The sequence below is a fragment of the Novosphingobium sp. P6W genome (assembly GCF_000876675.2).
Classification (GTDB): Bacteria; Pseudomonadota; Alphaproteobacteria; order Sphingomonadales; family Sphingomonadaceae; genus Novosphingobium.
Window position 1 is genome coordinate 877,150 of record NZ_CP030352.1, and the last position, 24,196, is coordinate 901,345.

Genomic DNA, 24,196 nt, shown 5'->3' on the forward strand with positions numbered 1-24,196 from the left:
CTGTATCCATCTTTCGTCCTACTCACCGCCGCCTTTGCGCATCTTAGCCAGAAGACCCTCCCAATCGAAGATCGGGGTCGACGGGGTGTAGCAATCCGTAAGTGTCAGGGCCAAATACTTCCCTGCGCTCTTGAGGTACTCGTTCTCACCGTTCATTGCCATGTGGGCAACCTCCAGTGCTGGCATCGCCGCCTTGCCTAAAAATGTCAGGGCGTTGATCGCATGCAGACGTATCTGCCAAGGTTGCGCGGGGGTGCACAGCGTCACCAGTGCCGGGACAGCGGCATCCGTCCGGCCCATCTTCGTAAGGGCCTCCGCCAACTGGATGCGCACGTGTGGGCGGGTTTCCCGAGTGAAGGCGTCCAGCATCTCCGCTTTGGCTGGCGCAGCCTTGTCGCCAAGGATCAGTAAGCCGATTGCGGCCCAGTAACGCAGCACTTCGACGGAGCTCGCCAGTGCGGCGCGCAGCGAAGGCAGGCCTTCGATCCTGCCTATCGCGGCAGTACGGGCGAGCGCCATGACGTCCTTGAGCGGATAGTCCGCCGGATCGCGGCTTTCCGCCCAGCCTTCGCCCGCCATGCCTTCGGGAATGAAGCCGTTGTCGTGGATCGCCATCATCTGTGCGTCCACGGCCGCGCTCAAGGTCTTGCGCACGGCGCGATGGGCCGGATCGGTTGCCAGATTGTGCAGCTCTTCGGGATCGGCCTTGAGGTCGTAGAGTTCCTCGAACGGCTTGGGCTGGAAGAAACGTGCCTGTACCTCGTTGAGTGTGCCGTCGCGGTATGCCTGCTCCCACTCCTGATAGCCCTTGGCCAGCCATTCGAAGGCCTGATGCTGACCCCAGGGGCGGTGCGGCATGTAGTTGCGGATATAGCGCCAGCGACCATCGGTGACGGTGCGCTGAAAGTCGATCCGCTCGTCCATGCGGTTGCGCATGCCAAAGGCGTACTGCTGCGGCTTCGCATGGGCGCCGAGGAAGGGCTTGCCGGTCATCTGTACCGGCTGCTTCGCCCCGGCCAGAGCCAGGACCGTGGGCGCCAGATCTATGAAGCTGACCGGCGAGGTGATCTCAGAGCCGGGTCGGCCGGGCATCAGGTGCTGCCACTTGGGCGGTACATAGACCACCATGGCGCAGCGCAGCCCTTCGTCGAAGCAGTAGCGCTTTGATCGGCCGAGCACGCCGCCGTTGTCCGAGTAGTAGAAGACGATGGTATCCTCGGCGAGGCCATCGGCCTCCAGTTCGGCAAGACGCGTGGCTAACTGGCCGTCCATCTTCTCCATCAGGTTGTAATAGCTGGCGAAGTCCTGACGCACGCCCGGTGTGTCTGGCAGGAAGCTGGGGAGCTTCACCATGTCCGGCATTACGCGCCCATTGGTCGGCTTGAAGATCTGGGACTCGTGCGTGGTCTCGTAGTTGAACACGGCCATGAACGGCTGGTTCTTGTCCTCGCGCGATCGCCAGTGGGCAGCTTTACCCTGACCATCCCAGATCGCTTGCGGATCGGCATCGCAGTTGTAGTCGGTCTTGGCGCTGTTGGTGCAGAAATAGCCTGCCGCGCGCATCAGTTCGGGATAGGTCTTGAACGCCTTGGGCAGCTTGCCGACAGCCCGCATCTGGTTCGCCGGAGCGCAGCTTTCTGGATAGACGCCGGTCAGGATACCGAAGCGCGAAGGTGCGCAGACCGGCGCGTTGGAGAAGGCATTGCGAAACAGCAGGCCCTTCTTCGCCAGTGCGTCGATCGTCGGCGTGTGCGCCAGCGGATCGCCATAGGCGCCGATGTACGGGTTGTTGTCCTCACTGACGATCCACAGGATATTGGGGCGACCGGCCGGCGCCGCTGCGCGTGCAGCGCCGGATGTAGCGGCGAGTGTACCGGCTCCGGCGATGGACCCCAGAACCGTGCGGCGGGACATGTCGGTGTGGCTCAGGTTCTTATGACTCACTTGGGGCTGCCTCCCACCTGACGCTTGAGCTCATCGACGAGCGGCGGCGTGAAGATGAGCGGCTTGCTTGCCGCATTGGCATTCAGCTTGGCGGGGCTGTCGGGAAGGATCGGGTCGAAGCGGTCCGTTGGATTGGGCTTCACGTACCAGTCGGCGGGAAAGTCGGCGGCACGGGCGCCGTTCACGTCGCGACGTACCGCGCCGATGGTGTCGCGCATGCCATAGGGGATCACGTGCCTGCCTTCGCTGTTGGCGAGCTGGTCGAACAGTGCCTCGCGCAATTCCTGCTTCTTCGCGGCCCACTTCGGATCGTTGACGAGGTTGTGCATCTCGTCCGGATCGGTCTTCAGGTCGTAGAGTTCGTCGGTGTCCCAGACGCCGTAATACGCGATATACTTCACCCGGTCGCGCTCGATAGCGAAGGTGCCCGGCGTCATCGGGAAGTTGAATTCCCAATAGTACTCGTATGTGAAATCGCCCGGCTTCCAGTCAGCCGGGGCGGTCTTTCCTTCCCACAGCTTCCATGCGCTGGTGCCTTCGAACTGCGCCGGACGCTGCGCCCTGGCAACGTCGAGGAAGGTAGGTGCAAAGTCGAGATTGCGGATGCGGCCTGGGTTGACCGTACCGGCGGGCACGGTGCCCGGTTCCCACACGACCAGCGGCACGCGGACCGATGCTTCATAGGCATTGCGTTTGTCGATCAGCCCGTGCTCGCCGATCTGGAAACCGTTGTCTGACGTGAACACGACCAGCGTGTCCTTCTCCAGATGGTTCTTGCGCAGATAGTCCATGACCCGGCCAAGGCTGTCGTCGATGGCGGAGAGCGTGCCGTAGTAGTACTTGAGGTACTCGGTCATCGGCACATCTGCGTTGTAAAAGAAGTCGATACCGTGCCACGAATTGCGCTGGTTGAGCACCCACATCGGCTTGCCCGCGTTGTTCTGGGGCGTGTTGGCGGCGCTGGCGGGGAGCGTGAACTTCGCGGTGTCGTACTGGTGGGCGTAGCGCGGCGGGGGCAGCGGGTCGGAGTGGACGCCCTTGTGGCTGAGGTAGAGGAAGAACGGCTTCTTTGGATCACGTTCCTTCGTCAGCCAGTTCATCGCATAATCGGTCAACTCGTCGGTCATGTAGCCTTCCTGGGGCACATGCTTGCCGTCCACGTTGAGGTTGGGCGACCCGTGCTCACTCTCTTCCTTCACCGGCCAGTAGCTGCCCTGCCCCTTGAAGCTGACCCATTTGTCGAAGCCGGGGCGGGGACCATCGGTGCTCTCGCCCATGTGCCACTTCCCGAAGAACGCAGTCTGGTATCCGGCCTGTTGCAGATACTTTGGGAAGAAGATTAGGCCGTTTTCCGAACTGTTGTTGTTGTCGACGACGCCGTGGTTGCGCGCGGTCTGGCCAGTCAGGATCGTGGCGCGACTTGGGCTGCACAGAGAGGATGTGACGACGGCGTTGGGAAAGTAGGTGCCTTCCTTGGCCATGCGATCGATGTTGGGCGTCTTGACGAGGCCCGGCTGGAGGAAGCCCATGCCGTCGTAACGAAGATCGTCCACTAGCACGAAGATCACGTTGCGCGGCCGTTCGCGCGGTGCTTCTGCCGGAGCCGGGGTCTTTGCCGTTGCCGAAGTAGTAGGCAAGACCATGGAGGCGAGGCAGGCAGCGCCCATCAGAGCCCGCGCGAGGATCGAGGTCTTGGTCTTCATCGGCATCCTCATCAGTAGACCATTTCGGTCTCGCGACCGTTGATCGTGATCTTGCGGGTCGTGTGGAGCTTCCACAGGGGGGCGGGCAGACTGGTGCGGAAACGCTCGATCTCGGCGGCGAGATCGGCTGCGGCCTTGGGCTCGCTGCCGCTCAGGTCGCGGCTCTCGTCCGGGTCGGCGGAAAGGTCGTAGAGGTGCGACTGCTTCCAGTCGCGCGATACCCATAGCTTCCGGCTGCCTTGCCGGGCCGCATAGACCGGCTCCTGTCCCCAGACCAGCAGGCGATCGGGATCGGGGTGCCGGGCAGTGTGCACGAGGTCACGCCCGTCCAGTTCGGCGGGCAGCGGGCGGGTCGGATCGGCGGCGTGGAGCACGGTTGCTGCGATGTCGACCGAGGAGACAGGGCTGTCGCTGATACCCTGCGGCTTCAGGCCCTTTGGCCACGACATCATGAACGGCACGCGCACGCCGCCCTCGATATAGGTGAACTTTCCTGCGCCCCACGGGTGGTTGGGATTGCAGAACCCGAAATGGACCGGGCAACCGTTGTCCGAAAGGAACACGACCATCGTGTTGTCGCGGAGGCCCCGTGCTTCCAGCGTGTCCAGAATGCGGCCCACGCCTTCGTCCATCGCAGCGATCATCGCGATATAGGTGCGGCGGACCGGGTCCTTGATCTGCGCGAAGCGATCATAATAGGTCCTGGGCACCTGCAACGGCCAGTGCGGCGCGTTGTAGGCGACATAGGCGAAGAACGGATCGTTGGGCTGCCGCGCCGAGCGGTCGATGAAATCTATCGCGCGATCGGTGATCTGACTGGTGAGATAGCCGGTGAAATCGTCGGCCGGGCGGGCGTCGGGCCCTTCGACCATGGCATGGTTGCCGGTGCGCGGGCGGATCGGATACTTGTCCGCCTTGGTGGGGGTGGTGACGATCCCCGGCGTTTCGGGATTTATATAGTTGGTTTCACCAGCAAGGAAGCCGAAGAACTCGTCGAAGCCACGGTTGGTCGGGTAGAACTGCTTCTCGGCGCCTTGATGCCATTTGCCGAAGGCGGCGGTGCGGTATCCCAGCGGACGCAGGCGTTCGGCCAGTGTCTTCTGGTCCACGGGCAGTCCCGCGCCTTCGTCGCCTTCGTCGTTGATGTTGTAGGTGAAGCCGAACCGCTGCGGCATCCGGCCGGTCAGCAGCCCGGCCCGGCTGACCGCGCAGACGGACGCCGCCACATAGCCGCTGGAGAAGGCAACGCCGCTCTTGGCGATCCGATCGATGTTGGGCGTGGGAACGTCCGAGCGCCCATATGTCGAAACGTCCGCCCAATCGAGATCATCGACGAGGATCACGACGACATTGGGCCTGGCGGCCGCCACCGGCCTTGCCGATTGCGCCGGAGCGTCCGCCTGCGTCGCCGTCGCAATGCAACCGGACAGGCCGATGGCGCAGGCTCCGGCCAGCAGCGAGGCGGTAAGGAGGCGGCGCATCATTCCTCGCCTCCGGGGAAGCGGCTGCAACCGGCGACGGTGGCGGGTTTGGCGGCATCAAGCGAGGGCTGTCCCTCGCACCAGGGGTAGCGTGTGGGGTCCAGCGGGCCGTCCTGCGTCTCGTCCATGACCTCGCGCAACGCGGCGTAGTGGCGCGCGGCCTCGCCCTTGCGCTGACCGGCGGGCACTTCGGTTTCGACGCCCGCGATCGGGTCCATCGCGACGAAGCGGCCATCGCCATAGAGCTTCCAGTTGGCGTCGAAGGCGAAGCGTTCGGGTTGGAATTGCCACACCGGCGCGTAGTGCATGAAGATCGAGCTGCGCGCGCTCTGCGCCTTGCCCCCGATCACCGGCCACTGGCTGACGCCGTCGATCTTGCCTGCAAGGGCAGGCTTGCCGGCGATGTCCGCGAATGTGGGCAGCAGGTCGGTGAAATCGACTAGCGCCTCGCTCACCTTGCCTTGCGGAACGCCGGGGCCCCAGGCGATGAAGGGGACGTGCGTGCCGTTGATGGTCGTCGTGCCCTTGCCGCCGCGGACGGGGTGCCCATTGCGCATCGAGGTGATCTGGCGGTTGGTGCCGTTGTCTCCGGTGAAGATGACGACGGTATTCTGGTCCAGCCCTTCGGCCTTGAGCTTTGCCATCAGGTCGCCGACGAGCCGGTCCATGTAGGATACCATGCCGTTGAAGCGATCCCTGGCACCCTCGGCGGTCATCGAATCCGGGGTCTGGACCCACGGGTTATGGACCAGCACCATGGGGTAATAGAGGAAGAACGGCTTCTTCTTGTTCTTCGCGATGAAATCGAGCGCTTTGGCGCTGTCGAAATCGGGGCCGAAGCCTTCCTCGCTGATCTTCGGCGTGCCGTTGTAGGCGCGGGTCGGACCCCAGTAGCGCGAGCCCTTGGGGGTCAGTGCCTGAAGCTGCCACAGATAGCTTTCGTCGAACCCGGCGGCTTTGGGGGTGATGCCGGTGCGGCCGTCGAACCCGTTGCCCATGAGCTGCCACTTGCCGAACATCCCGGTCACGTAACCGGCATCCTTCATCACGTTGCCGAACGTGCGCTGGCCCGGCGCGAGGTAACCGAACGCCTCGTAGTTGCGCCAGTTCTCCTGCCCCGTCATCAGCCGGACGCGCGATGGCGAACACAGCGGCATGGCGTGCGCGTTGTCGAAGCGGGTGCCTTCGCTGGCCAGTCTGTCGACATTGGGCGTGTGGTACTCGCCGCCATAGGCATTGATGCCCTCGACCCCGAAGTCGTCGGCAAGGATCAGGATGATGTTTGGCGGTCCCGAGGTCCGCGGTGCGGCGGTTGCGGCCGGAGCCGTTTCGGCGGCAACCGCCGGCACAGATGCGCCGGCCAGCATGGAGCTCAGGGCCAGGGCAGCCATGGTGCGGCGGATGATGCGCATTACTTCTCTCCCTCGTTCACCACCGGCTCTGTGCGATCGGGGCTGCCGTCGAACATCTCGCGATAGCGGAAGGCCTTGGGCGCTTCGGCGAGAGGCGGATTGGAGTACTTGCGCGCTTCAGACCACCAGAGCGCTTTCAGTTCCTTGACCTTGGCAGGCATCTGCGCTGCAAGGTCATGGTTCTCGGACGGGTCTGCGTCCGTGTCGTACAGCTGCCAGACGTCCTTCTCGAAATCGTCGTCGCGCGGATGGATCGCCAATGCGCGCCACTTGCCCTGCGTGATGGCGCGATTGCCGCGCAGTTCGAAATACTGGACGGTGCGAGCCGCCGGTGCCGCCGGGTTGCCGATCGTGGGCAGGATGGACGCGCCTGCGACCGGGATTTCGGCCTTGCCCTCCACGGTCTTGGGAAACGCCGTGCCCGCTGCGGCGGCAAGCGTCGGGGCAATATCGACCGCATCGACATACTGGGTGCGCACTTTGCCGCCGTCGTGGATTCGGTTGGGCCAGCTGACGACCATCGGGGTGCGCACCCCGCCCAGTTGCGGCCACAGCTTATAGCGCTTGTACGGGGTCGCGCCGAGATAGGCCCAGGGGCGCTGGTATTCGCTCTGGGTCTTGTCGGAACCCAGTTCGTCAAGGCGCGCCAGCATCTGCTCGGGCGTCAGGGTATTGGGCGCATAGAGGCGTTCGAAAGACCCTTTCTGTCCCGCTTCCGATGCGGCGCCGTTGTCAGTGACCAGGACGATCAGCGTGTTGTCGAAACGGCCGGTGTCCTTGAGATGCTGGACCAGCCGTCCGATTTGCTCGTCCGTATGCGTGATGAAACCCGCATAGGTCGCCATGAAACGGGCGAACACGGTCTTTTCGGTAGCCGTCAGGTCGCTCCATGCCCGGTCGCTGGCGGCGCGGGGGGTGAGTTCGGCCTGCGGCGGCATGATGCCCATCAGTTTCTGGCGCGCCAGCCTGTCCACCCGCAGCGCGTCCCAGCCCTTTTCAAACACGCCTGCATAGGCATCGATATAGGGCTTGGGCACCTGGATGGGGGCATGTGCGGCGCCGAAGGCGAGATAGACGAACTGCGGCTTGTCGCGGCCTTCGTCCAGCGCCTTGATGGCATGGTCGGTAATGTCGACAGAGAAGTGATAGCCCGGCGCGTTGGGCGAGGCGAGGCGACGGTTCCCCTCGATCAGCTTGGGGTGATACTGGTCCGACCAACCCAGGAAGAAGCCGTAGAAATCGTCGAACCCGCGCTGGAGTGGCCACGAACCGTTGTGGCCGGGCGAGCCGTCCTCGCTTTCCGGGGCGAGATGCCACTTGCCGTAACCATGTGTGGCATATCCGGCGCGATGCAGCACTTGCGCGATCGTGCTAGCGTTCTGCGGCAACTCGCCGCGATCGCGGGTGAGGTCGCTGGGGTCGAGCACGCGGGCGGGTAGGTCGGCCATGCGCACGGTCTGCGGGTTGCGCCCGGTCATCAGCGATGCGCGAGTGGGCGAACACACCGCCTTGCTGTCGAAATGGTTGTAGCGCAGGCCGCGTGCCGCCAGGGCGTCGATGTTCGGCGTGCGGATTTCCGAGCCGAAGGCGCCGAGATCGGAAAAGCCCGTATCGTCCAGAACGATAAGGATGATATCAGGCTTGGATGACTGGCTACCAAGCGGCGTTCCGAGCGCCTTGGCAAATGCGACCGGCGCGGCCAGTCCGGCCAACACCAGCACTGCGGCAGAACAGGCGAAACGTGCGCGACGCAAGCGTCGTGAAAGGTGGCTAACCATCGTCTCTCCTCACCCGGGGCCTGTCTTCGGCCTCTTGAATATTTGTACATATTGCTTGGATAATTGGGTAATCGTCCAGATGGACGATTATTGCAAGAGCGTTCGCAAGAAAGTTTCCCTGCCATCTTTTGTTACATCGAGGCGGCGTTAACTGTTTGCGCGATTTGCGGGCGCGTCGTAGCAGATTCTCTTTGCCGGTCCCTGGTGGGTGACCATGAGATGGAGCGCGCCATTCCGAAGAAAAGCCTGATAGTCGATGTCGACAGAGAAGCGGGTGTGCCGGGTTCCGGTGGCCGGGCCGGCCGCCGTCAATTGTCGCAGGCCCGCGCCGAGGAAACGCGCTCGCGCATCCTGCAATGTGCCCGCGATGCCTTTGCCGCTTATGGCTTCGCCGCTGCGAACGTGCGCGATATTGCGCGCGCCGCGGGCACGACCCATTCGATGATCACCTATCACTTTGGCAGCAAGGATGAGCTCTGGCGAGAATCGGTGCGCGACATGTTCGCCCTGTTGCAGCGAAGCGTCGTAGACATCGTCGACAGCGACCCCGGACTTACGCCGCGCGACCGTTTTCGCAAGCTTCTGCGTCGTTATACGCGATACAGTGCTGAACATCCCGAGCATGCGCGGATTACGGTCGCAGAATCGATTGCCGGTGGCGAGCGGCTGGAGTGGATGGTTGAGGAATTCGTCAAGAGCAACCATTCGGATACGATGCCCCAACTTGAAGCGCTCATAGCCGACGGCACGCTGCGTCCGATGCCGCTGCCTTCGCTGTTCTACGCCATGGTCGGCATGATCCAGCTGCCGTTCATGTTCCAGAAAGAGGCCCAGCTCGCAATGGGCTATGACTTTATGTCCGATGCTGCCATCGACGCTCATGCGGAGGCCGTGCTCGCCCTGTTGTTGCCTAACGAAAGCGCTCGCGGAACAAGCTGAGCTGAGGCCAAAAGGCCACACCGCTGACTGCGCAATAACCTATCTTTAAGTCTGGTGTTGACGATGCTTTTGTTCGCCTGCATTAAAAACCTTCCAAATGGACGATTATGATCCAGGGGGAGGAAATCATGCATAAGCTTACAGCGGCGCTGCTTGCGTCGTCGATTCTTGCCAGCGTCGCATCGCCGGCTCTCGCGCAAGCAACTGATGCTTCCGGGACGACTGAGGGTGCAGGCAACGAGATCATCGTCACTGCTCAAAAGCGTTCTGAGCGCCTCCAGGACGTGCCTCTGGCGATTACTGCGGTTACCGGCGACTCGCTGGCTGAACGCAATATCACCGACACCACCTCACTGCAGAAGGTCTCGCCGACGCTGACCTACACGCAGGGCACCAACCCTTCGAACTCCACCTTCCGCATCCGCGGCATCGGCACGCAGGTGTTCGGGCAGGGTAGTGAGCCTGCGGTCTCCACGGTGATCGATGGCGTCGTGATGGCGCGCCAAGCGCAGGGCTTTTCCGACCTTGCCGACATCGAGCGCGTCGAGGTTCTGCGCGGCCCGCAGGGCACGCTGTTCGGCAAGAACGCCAGCGGTGGCGTGATCTCGATCGTGACCGCGCGGCCCACCGATGTTCTCAGCGGAAAGGTGCAGGCAACGATTGCTGAAATGGGCGAGTACCACCTCAACGGAACGGTTTCCGGCCCAATCAACGATGCGGTCGGCGTGCGCCTGACCGGCTACTACAACAAGGACGACGGCTACATCCACAACGTCGTCCTGGGCGACAAGGTCAATGGCTACGAAAGCTGGGGCGTGCGCGGCAAGGTCGAGTTCAAGCTCGGTGACCTGAACCTGCTCGCTTCGGGCAGCTACAACAAGAATAACGCCGATTGCTGCCAGTCGGTGGCGATTCGCACCGACAACGCCAATCTTGCGAGCCTGATGGGCCCGGTCGTCGCCGGTCCGAAGAACGATGAGGTCAGCACCAATCTGTCGACCGTTTCGAAGACGAGCTCGCAGATCTACTCGCTGGAAGGCAGCTATGACCTGGGTGCGACCACGATCACGTCGATCACCGCATACCAGAAGTACAGCTTCTACAACAATCAGGACGTCGACGGCCTGAATACGCCGGTACCAATCTACACCGGCCTTAATGGCAATGCGCCTGCCTATGCCCAGTTCGACGTCAACGGCGGTCCGTTCACACTGAACCAGTGGACGCAGGAATTGCGGCTCGGTTCGAACGGCAACCATGATCTCAACTACGTGGTTGGCCTGTTCTATTCCGACCTGCACCTGGACCGTGCGTTCTCCCGCCGCATCGTCAGCTGCCCGACGAGCAACCCGCTCAATCAGGGTCTGGCGATCGGCGCCGCCTGTCCGGCACCGGTGGGCGCTTCGGGCTCACATGCCGCAGAGCTGGATAGCTCGCATATCGCGGCGTTCGGTCAGGCCGACTACCGCATCGTCGGTGGCCTGAAGGTGGTTGGCGGTATCCGCCTCCAGCGCGAAAAGCTGAAGGTTGACGGCCACCAGAACGCAGCCGCGCTCGTCGGAGGTGATACGCCTGCGTTCTCGGGCGCCACGCTCACCAGTGGCACGACCAAGGCCAGCGACGATGCGATCACCGGCAAAGCAGGCCTGCAGTATGAATTCAGCCGCAATGCGCAGGTCTATGCCTCGTACACCCGCGGCTACAAGGGCCAGAGCCTGGGCACCGAATACAACCAGACCTTCAACAACAACCCGGTCGTCGCGCCGGAGAAGGTCAACGCCTACGAAATCGGCTTCAAGGGCGCGACGTCCGACGGCAAGCTGCGTGTCGCGGCGGCAGCCTTCCTCGCCGACTACACTGACCTGCAGGTGCAGGCGAACCGTTCGGACCAGTCGACCGGCAATTTCCTGTTCGTCGTCACCAACGCGGGCAAGGCGCAGACCAAGGGTGTCGAGGTCGAGGCGACCTTCCAGCCGGACGATCACTTCTCGCTGGGCGTGAACATGGCCTACGTGAAGGGCACTTTCGATGCCGACGGCCTTGCCTGTCCGCTTTCGCAGCGGGTCGGAACGCCCATCATTGCGGTTGGTCAGGCCGTGCCGGCGAACACCTGCGCGCGCGTCCAGACGTCCAACGGAGCCGGCGGCACCGTCACCTCGGGTCCGCAGCAGAATATCCGGGGCGGCATGTTGCCCAACACTCCGCGCTGGCGCATCGGCTTCAACCCGCGCTACGAGCATGAGATCGGCGCCTATCTGGGCTACATCGACCTTTCGCTCGCCTACCAGAGCGACGTGACCTTCTCGCTCGAGCAGGACCCGTTGCTGAAGCAGGACGGCTACCCGATTGTCGATGCCACCATCGGCATCCGCGCGCAGGACAAGGGCTTCAACGCTTCGGTCTTCGTGAAGAACATGTTCAACCAGAACTACTACGCCAACGTCGCCAATGGCACGACGCTGACGTCGCAGATGCTGACGCCGAACAACCTCACCGCGTTCCGTCCCAAGGGCGCCTTCCGCTACTTCGGTGCAAGCATGGGCTACAAGTTCTGACCCTTTCGAGGCGGGTGTTCGCGACGCCTCTCCTCCTGTCGTGAATGCCCGCTTCGAGTCCCGATGAAGGGCTGTGCCAGCCATCGTCCTTCATCGGGAATCTCTCCCCTTCTTCTTCTCATTTCGGGATCACTTCCATGACTCTTCGCACTTCGCTTTTCCTTGCCGGCGCGTGCGCGGCGCTGGCTGCCGGGGCTTCCGGTGCGCAGGACAAGGCCACGCTGGACAAGGGTGGGCAAGCCGCATCGGCCAAGGCGGAAAAGACGCTGCAGGCGATGCAAACGGAAGAAAAGACGATCCTGACGCATGGCATCATGCCCCTCAAGCTGACGCCCGATGCGCCCGAACCGCCCGCAGTGGCGATCCCGGGGGCGGGCTACATTCCCGGCATTCCGCGCCTTGGCGTGCCGGCCCTGTTCGAAACCGATGCCAGCCTCGGCGTTTCCTACGTTTTCGGCGTTCGCAAGGACGGCGCCACCGCGCTGCCTTCCGGCCTGGCGCAGGCTGCCACCTGGAACCCGGCGCTGATCGAGGAAGGCGGCCGGATGATCGGCTCCGAAACTCGTGCCAAGGGTTTCAACGTACTGCTTGCCGGCGGCGTCAACCTGATGCGCGATCCGCGTAACGGTCGCAATTTCGAGTATCTGGGCGAAGATCCGCTGCTGGCCGGAACTCTCGCTGGTCATGCCATCCGCGGCATCCAGTCCAATCACATCATTTCCACCATCAAGCACTTCGCGCTCAACGGTCAGGAAACAGGCCGCAAGGTGGTGGACAGCAAGATCAGCGCCGCCAATGCGCATGAAAGCGATCTGCTGGCCTTCAAGATCGGCATCGAGATCGGCGATCCCGGCTCGGTCATGTGCGCCTACAATAAGGTCAACGGACATTCGGCCTGCGACAACGACTGGTTGCTCAACAAGGTGCTCAAGCAGGACTGGGGCTACAAGGGCTTCGTCATGTCCGACTGGGGCGCGGTGCCCTCGCTCGGCGCTGCGCTCAACGGGCTTGACCAGCAATCGGGAGAGCAGCTCGACAAGGAAGTATTCTTTGCCGACAAGCTGGCGGCTGCAGCCAAGGGGGACCCGGCCTATGCCAAGCGGTTGGACGACATGAACCGCCGTATCCTCTGGGCGATCTACGACAATGGCCTCGATGCGAACCCGGCCAAGCCCGGCGGTGCGATCGACTTCAAGACGCATGGCGACATCGCCGAACAAGTGGCGCGCCAGGGTATCGTCCTGCTGCGCAACGAGCGCGATGTCCTGCCCCTCGCCGCGTCGGCCAGGCGTATCGCAGTGATCGGCGGTTATGCCAATTCGGGTGTGCTGTCAGGCGCCGGGTCCAGTCAGGTGCAAGCCGAGGGCGGGCCTGCCGTCTATATCCCGGCAGGCAACGGCGATGAGAACTCGCCGTTCATCGCCGAATCCTATCACAGTTCGGTTCCGCTCAAGGCCTTGCGCGAAGCGGCCCCCCAGGCGGAAATCCACTATCGCAACGGCCGCTACATCGCCGAAGCCGTGGCGCAGGCGAAGAAATCCGACGTTGCGATCGTATTTGCCACCCAGTGGACCAGCGAAGGGTTCGACGTTCCCGACATGAGCTTGCCCAACGGTCAGGATGACCTGATCGCGGCGGTCGCCGCTGTCAATCCGAACACCATCGTGGTGCTGGAAACCGGCGGTCCCGTCATGATGCCATGGCTTGGCAGCACTGCGGCCGTGATCGAAGCATGGTATCCCGGCGCGCGCGGCGCAGAAGCTATCGCAGCGGTGCTGACCGGCAAGGTCAATCCCTCAGGCAAGCTGCCAATCACTTTCCCGGCGGGCAAGGAGCAACTGCCGCGCGCCGAAGTCGATGGACTGGACAGCACCGAACCCAGCTTCTTCGGCATGCCCGATATGAAGGGTCAGCCGCTGGTCGCTGACTACGACATCGAAGGGGCCAACGTCGGCTATCGCTGGAACGCGGTGAAGGGTCAGAAGGCGTTGTTCCCGTTCGGTTACGGGCTGTCTTATACCCGCTTCGCTGCCAGCGGTCTGAAGACCGACGGCACCCGGGCTAGCGCCCGTATGACTAACACCGGCAAGCGTGAGGGCGCCACGGTGGCCCAGCTCTATCTCGTCTCGCGCGGCGGCAAGCCGGTGCAGCGTTTGCTTGGCTTCCAGCGGGTGGAACTGACGGCCGGGCAGAGCAAGCCGGTGGCCATGACCATCGACCAGCGCCTGCTGGCCGACTGGCAGGACGGCAACTGGACCGTCGTGCCCGGCGATTACGGCTTTGCGCTGGGCGAGGATGCCGAACACCTCGGCCCGGTCATGACCGTGCGCCTCAAGGGCAAGACCTGGCAAGACTGATCCCTGACCTACCTTGACCGCCCCGTGCCTTGCGCGCGGGGCGGCATTTTTCATCTGCAAGCGGATACGAGGATCGATCGATGGCCATGGCACCCGGAAAAAGCACGGTCCCAGAGTTCGGAGAGGAAGTGCCCGGCGGCCATGTGGACGCGCCGGAACTGCGCTATTTCGTGATGGCGCTGTTCTTCATCTTCGGGGGCATCACCAGCCTCAACGACGTGATCATCCCCAAGCTCAAGGAACTGTTCACGCTCTCGTATACCGAGGCGATGCTGGTGCAGTTCTGCTTCTTCACCGCCTATGCTGTGATCGGCATTCCGGGCGCGATGCTGGTGTGCAAGGTCGGCTACATGCGCGGCGCCGCCGTGGGCCTGCTGATCATGATCGCAGGCTGCCTCGCCTTCATTCCCGCCTCGCAGACGGCGACGTACTGGCAGTTCCTCGCCGCCTACTTCGTGCTGGCGGCGGGCGTGGTCATCGTGCAGGTCGTCGCCAACCCGTTGATCAGCCTGCTCGGCAAGCCCGAGACGACCAGCTCGCGCCTGACTTTCGCGCAAGGCTTCAACTCGCTGGGCACCACGCTTTTCCCGATCGCGGGTTCGGTGCTGATCCTGGGCAGCCTCGCCAAGGTTTCGGCTAAGGACCTCGCAGGACCTGCTCTCGATGCCTACCGCCGAACCGAGAGCGCGGCCATCGTTCACGGCTACCTCGGCATCGCCGTGGCGCTGGCGTTGGTCGCTGGTGCCGTGTGGATGTTCCGCAACCGGCTTCCGGCCGAGAAGCATGACGCGGACCACTCCGCCGGTCTCGGCCTCGACCTGCTGACCCGTGCGCGGTTCGGCTATGGTGCGCTTTGCATTTTCCTCTACGTTGGCGCCGAAGTCTCGATCGGCTCGCTGATCGTCAGTTACCTGATGCAGGACCACGTGATGGCTCTGCCCGAGCAGTCGGCAGGCAAGCTGATCGGCCTGTACTGGGGCGGGGCGATGGTGGGCCGCTTCGTCGGCTCTGCCGTGCTGCGCAAGGTCAATCCCGGCGTGGTGCTGGCGTTCAACGCCTGCGCGGCGATCGGGCTGATCGCGGTCTCGGTCGGCACGCAGGGCCATGTGTCGGGCTATGCGCTGCTGCTGGTCGGCCTGATGAACTCGATCATGTTCCCGACGATCTTCTCTCTTGCGTGCGAGAAGCTGGGCGCCCGCGCGGCGGACGGTTCGGGCATCATCAACGTTGCGATCTGCGGCGGCGCGATCGTGCCGCTGGCGACCGGCGCGCTGGCCGATGTGGCAGGCGACAACCTGGGTATCGCGCTGGTGCTGCCCGCCGTGTGCTATGCTGTCATCGCAGGCTTCGGGCTCTTCGCAAGAAAGCCTGCGGTCGCCTGATCGGCGGATTTTAAGGGAGTTTGGCGATATGGAACGGCGTGACGTCATAAAGGGCATGATCGGGGCGGCAGCGCTTGGCATGGCTTCGGGCGCGGTTGCCGCCGCGTCGCGCCGCAAGCCCAACTTCGTGGTCATCTACTGCGACGATTTGGGTTATGGCGACATCGGCCCGATGGGCGGTGGCACCATTCCCACCCCGCACCTCGATCGCATGGCGAAGCAGGGCGTGACCCTGACGGACTATTACGCGCCTGCCAATGTCTGCACGCCGTCGCGAGCGGGCCTTCTGACCGGGCGCTACCCCGTGCGCACCGCGCTCTCGCGGGTTCTGCTCGAAGCCGACAAGGGCGGGCTCCCGCTGAGCGAAAAGACCCTGCCGCAGGCGCTGGAAGGCGACTACACCACCGCGCTGATCGGGAAGTGGCATCTGGGCCACGTCGAGCCCTACTGGCCACCTACGAAGTACGGCTTCGACCTGTTCTACGGCATTCCCTATAGCCATGACATCAGCCCGCTGAACCTGTTCGAATACGACGGAGCGGAAAAGCAGAAGAGCGACGTGGACTATCCACAGTTGCAGCAGCAATTTTGCGAACGGGCCGAACGCTTCATCGCCGACAACCGCGCGCGCCCGTTCTTCCTGGAACTTGCGCTCAGCGCCCCGCACCTGCCGAATTTCCCCGCACCCGGCTTCGCAGGCAAGTCGAAGGACGCTGCGGCCTACGGCGATTGCGTCATGGAGGTGGATTCGATCGTCGGCCGTGTGCTGGCTGCCCTTAAGACGCAGGGGCTGGATGAGGATACGCTGGTGATCTTCACTTCGGACAACGGCCCCTGGTTCGAAGGCTCAGCCGGCGGCATGCGCAACCGCAAGGGCGGTGCGGGCTATGACGGCGGCTACCGCGTGCCGTTCGTCGCCCGGTGGCCCGGCCGCATCCCGGCGGGAAAGCGCTGCAATTCGATCGCGATGGGCATCGACATCTTCCCGACCTTGTGCGCCTTTGCACAGATCGCGCCGCCTGCCGGTGTCGAACTCGACGGTAAAGACATTTCGGCGGTGCTGACCCAGGGTGCTCCCAGCCCGCACGATGCGCTGATCCTGTTCCAGAACGAGGAAGTCGTCGCCGTCCGGACACAGGACTGGAAGTACGTGAATTCCGACCTCTACATGTCGTATTTCGTGTATCTCGAAGGGCGCGGCTATCCGCAACTCTACGACATGCGCGACCGCAGCGAACAGTATTCGGTCGCCTCCCTGCATCCCGACGTGGTCAAGTCGATGCAGCAGCGGATTGCCCATGCCGAGGTGGAATTCGCGAAGTACCGCAGGCCCGGTGTGAAGGCGCTCAATCAAAGCGGGTTCAATCCGGAAGGACGGGTAGTTCCAGAAATCTGGAGGGATTGAACTGACAGTAGAAACACAGATCAGTGCCGTTTGTCGGGCCTACCGCGTCTTCACGTCGTTAACGGCAGATTTCGGGCAGGACTGCCGTTTCGCAGATCAGAATAGAACAGCGGCTTTGTCCCACTTCGAGCCACAGGGAAACACCTCCATTTCCACCGTTAACCGAACACGAATGGCAAGTGTCAGGTCGGTCCGCAACGGCAGCGGGGGCGGTGCCGATCAGGCTTCCATCCAGACCTGATTCAGGATTTGTGCGGCCAGCGCTGACTTATCCTGCGGCAGGAAACGCCCGTAATGCTTTGCCACCATATCCGGCGTGTCTTGGATCGCGTAGCTCGCGCGCTCGTACGAGCCTGTCTGTTTGAGAATATGCGTCGCCAGGACATCACGGATGTTGTGCGGCCCATGCGGCAACAGGCCCTTGATAACGCCGTTGCCGGTGTAAGGATTGTAGATTCCGTAGCGCTGGATGACGAGACGCCATGCCTCGTAAAACGTGTTCTGGTCGTACTCGGCCGAGCGGCTGGTCACCTTGACCGTCTTGACGAACAGGGTGCCGGGGTCCGCGACGGGTCCTAGGAGAACCTGTCGATGTCGGCGGACGTATTCGTCGATGTGGCGGTACAGGTCGGCGAGGTCAGGGAGTACCAAGCGAAACGGGCGACCATCGAAGAACGACGATCCCGCGTTTTTGAACGCGATGGCGGGTATAAAGACCTCCCAGCCATGGTCGCGTTCGCTCCACCGGATCTCTCCACGCTTCATGGTTTCGAGCTGCCGCTCCGAGCGCGGCAGCTGGCAGCGTGGGCAGACCATCAGCTGTCGCAGGTTCTTTTGTCGCAATCCTAGGTGCAGGCCAAGACGGATTAGCAGGAACGAACGCGCTGCTTCAGCGGCTGCGCGCGGATGGCGATCGGGGTTAGGCGCAAGCCGCAGGATTTCATCGGCGATCTTTCGGTACTCACCCACCGGGCTGTCGGCCTGCAGGACCGACAGAATCGGCTCGAAAGGGTCGCGATGAACGCGGGCGACCCGTTCAATTTCCTTGGCGCGCGCTGCGGCGTGCCCATGGAGACGATCGCAGGCCGCGCCCCAATCCACTCGCGCAGCGATGATCTCCGCTTCGCTGATCAGTCCCGCGATCGGTGTGAGGCGGATTGCAAGGTCCGGCATCTGACGCAGCCATCCGGTCTTCTTGCGGGTCAGCGCCGAGGCGAGGCGAAGCATGTCGACTTCCCAGCGCGTGAAGAAGCCGCGTCGCATCTCGCGCCATTGCACGTACCAGTCCCACAGCCGAGGAAAGACCAGCATCGCCAGCGTTAGGTGCCTTGCCGGAACGCTTAGGCCGACGACTGGCCCATCCCGAGCGGCTCGCATCGCCCCGAACATCAGCCCCAGGTGTTCGACCTTCTGGAGGATGGTCTCGTCGTTCCACACACCGGTGCGCTGGAACCCGATGTCCGTAAGCGTGCTTGATTTGAACCGGATGAGTTCCGCCATTTCGGCAGTGAGACGAGGTGGCGCCTCGATAGAGCCAACGATCCGGTCAATGTCGTCTTCCTCGATTACGAGATCGGCTTCTTCCATGCGCCTTTGGCGCTGGGCTTGAGGCTTGCGTCCGGTCAGGGACGGGAAGCGGAGACTATAGCGTATCTTGGATGCCTCGGCTTGATACCGACGAAATTCAGTCGATCCCGAAATCACCACGGTACGCACCCAGTTTAGGATTTCGGCTTGCTGCGCGCATGTACGTTTGCCGAAGTCGTCAGGAAGATGCCAAGCCAGCCGTCGTTGTTCCGCTGGCGTGATACCCGGCAATGATGGCATGGTCGTAGCGCGTCCCGGATGCGGCAATTTCGATTTGAAATAGCCTGACGGCAATCCGTATCGCTGCTCGATACGAGCTAGAACGTCCATACTGGCGGCGCTACGCGGCACTCTGCGGCCCAACGCCCACCCCTTCAGGGTGTCTCGGTGAAAGGGTTCGTCGGGTTGGATGATCGCACGGTGCAGCAGCAGGTAGGATTCTCCAAACCGCCTCGTGTGAAGTCGCAATGCCTCGCCGAACGTCGCAGGTTCTTCCCATTCGGTAGCGGAGGGAGCCGGATTTTCCATCGGCTGCTTCAGTTGTGGTCCCGGCTTTCCTTTTTCGAATTTGGGGCTGGATTTTGCGGTCGGCGTCGGCCGGGGCTTTCGTGGCATGTGCGGTCCGGAAGGAGTTTGTGATCGCGAAGGCATGTAGCCGGCTGCGAAGGGCGCGCGCCTATCTGCGAAACTCTCCGTCAAGTCACGACAATGGTGATAGAAAACAGCGGGTATCTTGTGCAGATGTTTCGATCGGCTTGACCACCGCAGACGACCCAACGCCGACGACGAGGAATTTGCATAGCTTTGGCATTTGCTTCGTCGGGTCGTTGTCAGTCTACCATCCCACAAATGCCGCTCCGGAAAGTTACTCGCTCGCCCCAGAATGCAATTGCTTCACTCAGCTTTAGCCAGGCTGCTGAACAATGGATTCCAGCGAAATAGACCTTTCAGGAGGTCGATAGATAATGCCAAGCGCGTCCCAGATTTTGCTTTCGGTTTTATGTGCGCGTTTTGGGCTTTGATACTGCATCAGGGTGGCCCGCCCTACCTACGCGGTTTCCACGTCGCCAACTGGATGATCCCATATATGCCCGGTTGGCGCAGGCTCCTGATCCGCACCGCCGCCGAAATCTGGACGGTCAAAAGTTCGAGCTTCCTTTCCGGGCTCCGCTCTATGACGGCCGTGCCTTCAGTGTGGCCTCGCGGGCGCGGACGAAGTTGCGATCGCTCTCCAGGAACGCCGCCAGCATCGCCGGGACAAGTTCCGCGACGGGCTCTTCCACGTCGTATCGCGCGGCGTAGAACGCGGCATAAGCTTGCAGCGCGTTTTGCAGGTCCGGCGTGATCATTATCGCCAGCTTCACTGGCGTGCGGTCGGGCAGCTTGCCCAGCTTCAGGTCCACCATGATTGCCTCCGTCGCTATTGCCAGGGTGCCAGGACCACGTCGCGGGTCACCAGCAGGCGCACCGGCGCGCCGGGCCTGACCGTGATCGTCGGCGGGATGTCGAGGTTGCGCTGGGTGATCTGGTCGCCGGCACGCGCGGTATTGGTCTGGGCGGATTCGCGGATCGCCTCGACTAAATCGCTTTCGCCATCAATTGTCAGTTCGGTACCGACGCCGAGCATCGTCGCGATGGCGACACCCTTCAGCAGCGTCCACGTGTGAAAGTCGACCTTGTCGGCCACGCCGGCAAAGCCCGATGGGTCGGTCGCCGGCATGTAGTCGAGCTGGACCGAACCGCCATTCGGCAGGATGAGCCGCTGCCATATGACGAGCGCGCGCCGCTGGCCGTAGGCTACCACGCTGTCATACTTCCCGATCAGCCGGGCGCCTTGCGGCACCAGCAGTATCCTGCCGGACACCGTATCGTAGGCGTTCTGCGTCACCTGCGCGATCACCACGCCGGGCAGGTCGGAATTCAAGCCCGTGATGAGGCTTGCCGAGATCACGCTGCCCGCCAGCAGCGTGTTGGGCGAGATCGGCGCGATCACGCCGTGCGAATTGGCCGTCGCGGCATCGCTGCGCCCATTAATGAATTGCTCCTTGTGCGTAGGCTTGGATTCCGGCGCGCCCGCATCCTTGCCCGCCTGCAGTTCTCCTTGCGTCATTGACGCGTTAGACGAACCTGCCTTCGAAGGACTTTGGCTGGACGCGATCTGGGCCAGCAGGCCGGACTCGCGGGCGGCCTTCGCTTCGGCCAGGCGCTGTTGCCGCCTGGCCTCGGCATTATCGTCGGTCCGGCCCGGCGCCGTCTCGCCCTCGGCGCGATTCCGCTGGGCGCTCAGGATCGGACGGCCCAAGTCACCGGGAAGCGCGGGCCCGAGCTTCGGGACATCTCCATAGCTGGAAGGCAGCCCGGCGAGCGTGTCCGAGGCTGGCTTCGCCAGTGGCTGGGACAGTTCGGTGTCCTGCGCCACCTGGCGGAACACCTGCGGCTTCAGCGCCATCCAGGCAATGCCCACCAGGCTCACCGAGCCAAGCGCGGCGGCCCCGATGATGACGCCGCGCCGGAAGCGGATCGCGCGGGGAGGGCGCGCGCGCAGCTGCAGCGTTTCCGGATCCACTTTCGGCGGGACGGCAGCGGTGACAGGATCGGTCATGCGCCCCTCCGCAGCTTGGGCGCGGCCACCCGCAGGATGCGGACCACCTGCTGCTTCTTGAGGCCCAGGCGAAGTTCCGCCGCATCGAAGAGCCGGTCGACCACGTAGTAGCGATCGCGCTGGCGGTAGTTGACCAGTTCGGCCTTGCCCTCGGCGCCTGTGACGAACAGCGGCGGCGCCTCGCCCTGGCCGAGCGAGGCCGGGAACTCGATGTAGGTTCGCGTCCCATCATCGAAAGCGCGCAGCGGCTTCCACGCCGGCCGGTCGCCCAGGATCGCGTAGTTGAAATGCAGCCGTTCGACGGCGATACCGGCGGCGACGGGCAGGGCGGCCTGCGCCGTATCGGCCTTGCGCTGTAAGGCTAGCAACTCGTCCTGCGGGTAGGTCCAGCGCATCGAGGAGATCGCGGTTCCGGGCGTGCTGACCAGGCGCACGTGATAGGCACGCCGATCAGTGGTGATCACGAGGTTGGTAATGAGCCCGGCCGCGAAGGGCTTGACCAGAACATGCGTCTGCCGGGTCTCGCCCGCCCCGCTGGTGGTATCGCCGATCACCCAGCGGGCGGTGTCGCCGCTGGCGACGGCAACCAGCGCCTCGCCCGGTTGGAGGGCAAGGTCGGTAACGAGCCCAGGAGCGACATAGCCTTCGAAGATCGCGCTCTCCGCATAAGCATAGACATGGGCACCGGCGACGAACCCGCCAGCGGTGGGGCGCACGGTGGCTGCGCCGGTGGCTGCGGCCACCTGCTGCACCGATGTCTGCGCTAGGGCGGGGCTCGCAAGCGCGAGGCCGGCGCATGCCGGCAAGAAGGCAAGGTTCATCGTTTCGTCTCCTGGCGGTTGGATGGCTGCACGCGGCCGGTCGGATCGAGCGGAGATCCGACCGGGATGTTGGCGGGCGATGGAGCCAGCGCAGGCGTTGTTGGCCGTGCCTGTGCCGGTGCGCGTTGGGGCTGGGTCGTGTCGAGTTCGCGGCTCCAGTCGATGGCATCGACGTAGATACCCAGCGGATTGCGGCGCACCACTTCGGCCGATGCGGGCGGCCGCGTTACGATCGTGAGGATTGCCGTCCAGCGGCTGGTGCCCGCTTCCGAACCGCGCTCATAGGCGGTCTCCGCCCATTTGACCTGGAACGAGGTATCGGACGCGCGCACGATGCTCGTCACCTGAACCGAGACCGAGCGCTCGCCGACTTGTGCGAACGGTGCCGCGCTGCGGGCATATTCGCCCAGGAACTGCGCGCCGCGCCGGGTCGTGAAATCGTAGGCCTCGAGCCAGTCGCGCCGCATGAGCACCGGGTCGAGCGACACCGAGCGCACGCTGGTGACGAAGCGGGCCAGCTGCCATGCGACCTGGGGATCGCTAGGATGGTAGGCCACCTCGGCCGGCTGGACCGCCCGGGCTTCGCCAAGCCGGTCGACTTCAACGACGTAAGGCGTGACCCGGCTCTGCACTGATTGCCAGGCGAGCGCGCCTGAGGTCCCCATGGTCAGCGCCAGGCAACCAAAGGCCATGAGCCGCCAGCTCCGCGCCTGGACCCGGGCCGAGCCGATCCGCTCGTCCCACAGTTGCCCGGCGCGTTGGTAGGGCGTTTCGGGCGGAGGCGTTCGCCCGTAGCGCTGGAGGCTGCGTTTGAAGAACATGGCTCAGTCGTTCCTTTCCTTGATGTCGGGCGTGGCGGAACCACCGCCGCGGTCGCCCTGCTGGAGCGCGTGGATCGCGACCTGGCGGCGGTGCCGGCTGGTTTGTTCGGCGCGCAGGGACCGGGCCCAGGCCGGAGCGCCGCCCTGGCTCGATCCACCGGACGGGTTCGCGGCTAGGGCTTGCTGGCCTGATGCGTCTGATGCCGCCTGTGCTTCGGGCGGGGCGGCTTGGCCGAGGCCCATCGCCCCGGCGGCGCGGCTTTTGGCCGCAGTCCCCGCCGCGCGGGCGACGCCTGCAAGGCCTGCGCCGACCGAGGGCTTTCCGGCCGCTTCCTGGCCCGCGCGATAGGAGCTGGACGCGGCCGAGCCCATCGCCGTGCCAGATCGCACGGCCCCGAGCGCGGTGCCGCCCGCGAGGCGTGCGCCTGCGACGGCCGCGCCACCTGCCATCATCGCGATGCCGCCAGCGCCGACCGAGGTGCCGATCGCGGCGCCGGCACCGAGCTGCGGCGCGCCCGACACCAGGCCCGAGGCGATCGTCGGCCCGAAGATGCCGAGGCCGAGCAGCGACAGGCTGGCCAGCACTAGGCTCATGGCCTCGCCGATGTCCGGCTCCTGCCCCTTGATCGCGCCGGTGAACTCGAAAAAGAAGTTCGAGCCGATCCCGACGATGACGGCGAGCACCATCACCTTGATGCCCGAACTCACGACGTTTCCGAGCACGCGCTCGGCGAGGAAGCTCGTGCGGTTCCACAGCGCGAAAGGCACAAGGATGAAGCCGGCGAGACTGGTGAGCTTGAACTCGAGGATGCACACGAACATCTGCACCGCGAGAATGAAGAAGGCGATGACGACGAGCGCCCAGGCGAACAGCAGCACAATGATCGTCAGGAAGTTGTCGAAGAACGTGGTGAAGCCGACCATGTCGCTGGCCTGGTCGAGGAGGGGCCACGCCGCTTCGAAGCCCGTGCCCGCGAGGCGCCCCGGCTTGAGCAGGTCGTCGGCGCTCAGCGTACCGCCACCCGCGGTCAGGCCGGCCTGGGCGAACGACTTGAAGATGATGTCGGCGAGCGTCGAGAAGCTGTTCAGGATATAGGCGAACGCACCGACATAAAGGATCTTGCGCAGGAAACGGCCGATGACGTTGTCCTCGCCGCCCATCGCCCAGAACAGCCCGGCCAAAGTTATGTCGATGCCGATCAGGGTGGCGGTCAGGAACCCGACATCGGGGCCGAGCAGGCCGAACCCGCTGTCGATGTAGGTGGTGAACGCCGTCAGGAAGCGGTCGATGACATTGAGGTCATTCAAGGCACATGTCCTCCTGGGGAAGTGATGGGGTGTCGCGAGGCGCGGCTGGGGAGCTGGGCCGCGCCTCGCGACGGCGGCGACGGGAGAGGTATCGTCACCGC

The 24,196-nt window shown here is 63.7% G+C and carries 16 protein-coding genes; 5 read left to right on the forward strand and 11 right to left on the reverse strand.

What is annotated here, in order from left to right:
- Positions 1–18: 18 nt before the first annotated feature.
- The 5 genes from TQ38_RS04425 to TQ38_RS04445 are packed head-to-tail and all read right to left on the reverse strand — an operon-like array spanning position 19 to position 8,318.
- Positions 19–1,944, reverse strand: a complete 1,926-nt coding sequence (locus tag TQ38_RS04425; RefSeq protein WP_240197943.1) for a sulfatase-like hydrolase/transferase — start codon at positions 1,942–1,944, stop codon at positions 19–21.
- Positions 1,941–3,647, reverse strand: a complete 1,707-nt coding sequence (locus TQ38_RS04430; protein WP_043973300.1) for a sulfatase — start codon at positions 3,645–3,647, stop codon at positions 1,941–1,943. Before TQ38_RS04430 ends, TQ38_RS04425 begins: the two co-directional genes overlap by 4 nt.
- An 11-nt stretch (positions 3,648–3,658) precedes the next feature.
- Positions 3,659–5,131: a sulfatase gene (locus tag TQ38_RS04435; protein ID WP_205316070.1), complete on the reverse strand. Its 1,473-nt coding sequence runs from the start codon at positions 5,129–5,131 to the stop codon at positions 3,659–3,661.
- Positions 5,128–6,540 (reverse strand): sulfatase-like hydrolase/transferase, encoded by a 1,413-nt coding sequence (locus TQ38_RS04440; protein ID WP_052505587.1) that lies wholly within the window; start codon positions 6,538–6,540, stop codon positions 5,128–5,130. The genes TQ38_RS04435 and TQ38_RS04440 overlap by 4 nt, the downstream gene beginning before the upstream one ends.
- Positions 6,540–8,318: an arylsulfatase gene (locus TQ38_RS04445; protein ID WP_082057556.1), complete on the reverse strand. Its 1,779-nt coding sequence runs from the start codon at positions 8,316–8,318 to the stop codon at positions 6,540–6,542. The genes TQ38_RS04440 and TQ38_RS04445 overlap by 1 nt, the downstream gene beginning before the upstream one ends.
- Before the next feature lie 219 nt (positions 8,319–8,537).
- Here TQ38_RS04445 and TQ38_RS04450 point away from each other — a divergent pair, with 219 nt between their 5' ends.
- From TQ38_RS04450 to TQ38_RS04470, 5 genes are all read left to right on the forward strand, one after another.
- Complete coding sequence (locus TQ38_RS04450) at positions 8,538–9,257, forward strand: TetR/AcrR family transcriptional regulator (protein ID WP_052505586.1); 720 nt, start codon at positions 8,538–8,540, stop codon at positions 9,255–9,257.
- Between the two features lie 128 nt (positions 9,258–9,385).
- Positions 9,386–11,812, forward strand: a complete 2,427-nt coding sequence (locus TQ38_RS04455) for a TonB-dependent receptor (protein WP_162792204.1) — start codon at positions 9,386–9,388, stop codon at positions 11,810–11,812.
- A gap of 137 nt (positions 11,813–11,949) precedes the next feature.
- The gene (locus TQ38_RS04460) at positions 11,950–14,169 is read left to right on the forward strand and encodes a beta-glucosidase (protein ID WP_043971995.1); all 2,220 of its coding nucleotides are present in this window, start codon (positions 11,950–11,952) and stop codon (positions 14,167–14,169) included.
- Positions 14,170–14,249: 80 nt separating this feature from the next.
- The gene (locus TQ38_RS04465; protein WP_043971991.1) at positions 14,250–15,551 is read left to right on the forward strand and encodes a sugar MFS transporter; all 1,302 of its coding nucleotides are present in this window, start codon (positions 14,250–14,252) and stop codon (positions 15,549–15,551) included.
- Positions 15,552–15,579: 28 nt separating this feature from the next.
- Positions 15,580–16,956: a sulfatase gene (locus TQ38_RS04470; RefSeq protein ID WP_082057555.1), complete on the forward strand. Its 1,377-nt coding sequence runs from the start codon at positions 15,580–15,582 to the stop codon at positions 16,954–16,956.
- A gap of 219 nt (positions 16,957–17,175) precedes the next feature.
- On the opposite strand, the gene TQ38_RS04475 is transcribed toward TQ38_RS04470, so the two are convergent.
- From TQ38_RS04475 to trbL, 6 genes are all read right to left on the reverse strand, one after another.
- The gene (locus tag TQ38_RS04475; RefSeq protein WP_043971988.1) at positions 17,176–19,158 is read right to left on the reverse strand and encodes a hypothetical protein; all 1,983 of its coding nucleotides are present in this window, start codon (positions 19,156–19,158) and stop codon (positions 17,176–17,178) included.
- Positions 19,159–19,715: 557 nt separating this feature from the next.
- Complete coding sequence (locus TQ38_RS04480; protein ID WP_043971985.1) at positions 19,716–19,949, reverse strand: DUF2274 domain-containing protein; 234 nt, start codon at positions 19,947–19,949, stop codon at positions 19,716–19,718.
- A gap of 14 nt (positions 19,950–19,963) precedes the next feature.
- Positions 19,964–21,145 (reverse strand): TrbI/VirB10 family protein, encoded by a 1,182-nt coding sequence (locus TQ38_RS04485; protein ID WP_043971982.1) that lies wholly within the window; start codon positions 21,143–21,145, stop codon positions 19,964–19,966.
- A complete protein-coding gene (gene trbG, locus TQ38_RS04490; RefSeq protein WP_043971978.1) occupies positions 21,142–21,966 on the reverse strand; it encodes a P-type conjugative transfer protein TrbG in 825 nt (274 codons plus the stop codon). The genes TQ38_RS04485 and trbG overlap by 4 nt, the downstream gene beginning before the upstream one ends.
- Complete coding sequence (gene trbF, locus TQ38_RS04495) at positions 21,963–22,787, reverse strand: conjugal transfer protein TrbF (RefSeq protein ID WP_043971976.1); 825 nt, start codon at positions 22,785–22,787, stop codon at positions 21,963–21,965. The genes trbG and trbF overlap by 4 nt, the downstream gene beginning before the upstream one ends.
- Positions 22,788–22,790: 3 nt before the next feature.
- Positions 22,791–24,095 carry a P-type conjugative transfer protein TrbL gene (gene trbL, locus TQ38_RS04500; RefSeq protein WP_043971972.1) on the reverse strand — a complete coding sequence of 435 codons (1,305 nt, stop codon included), beginning with the start codon at positions 24,093–24,095 and terminating at the stop codon, positions 22,791–22,793.
- Positions 24,096–24,196: the final 101 nt, after the last annotated feature.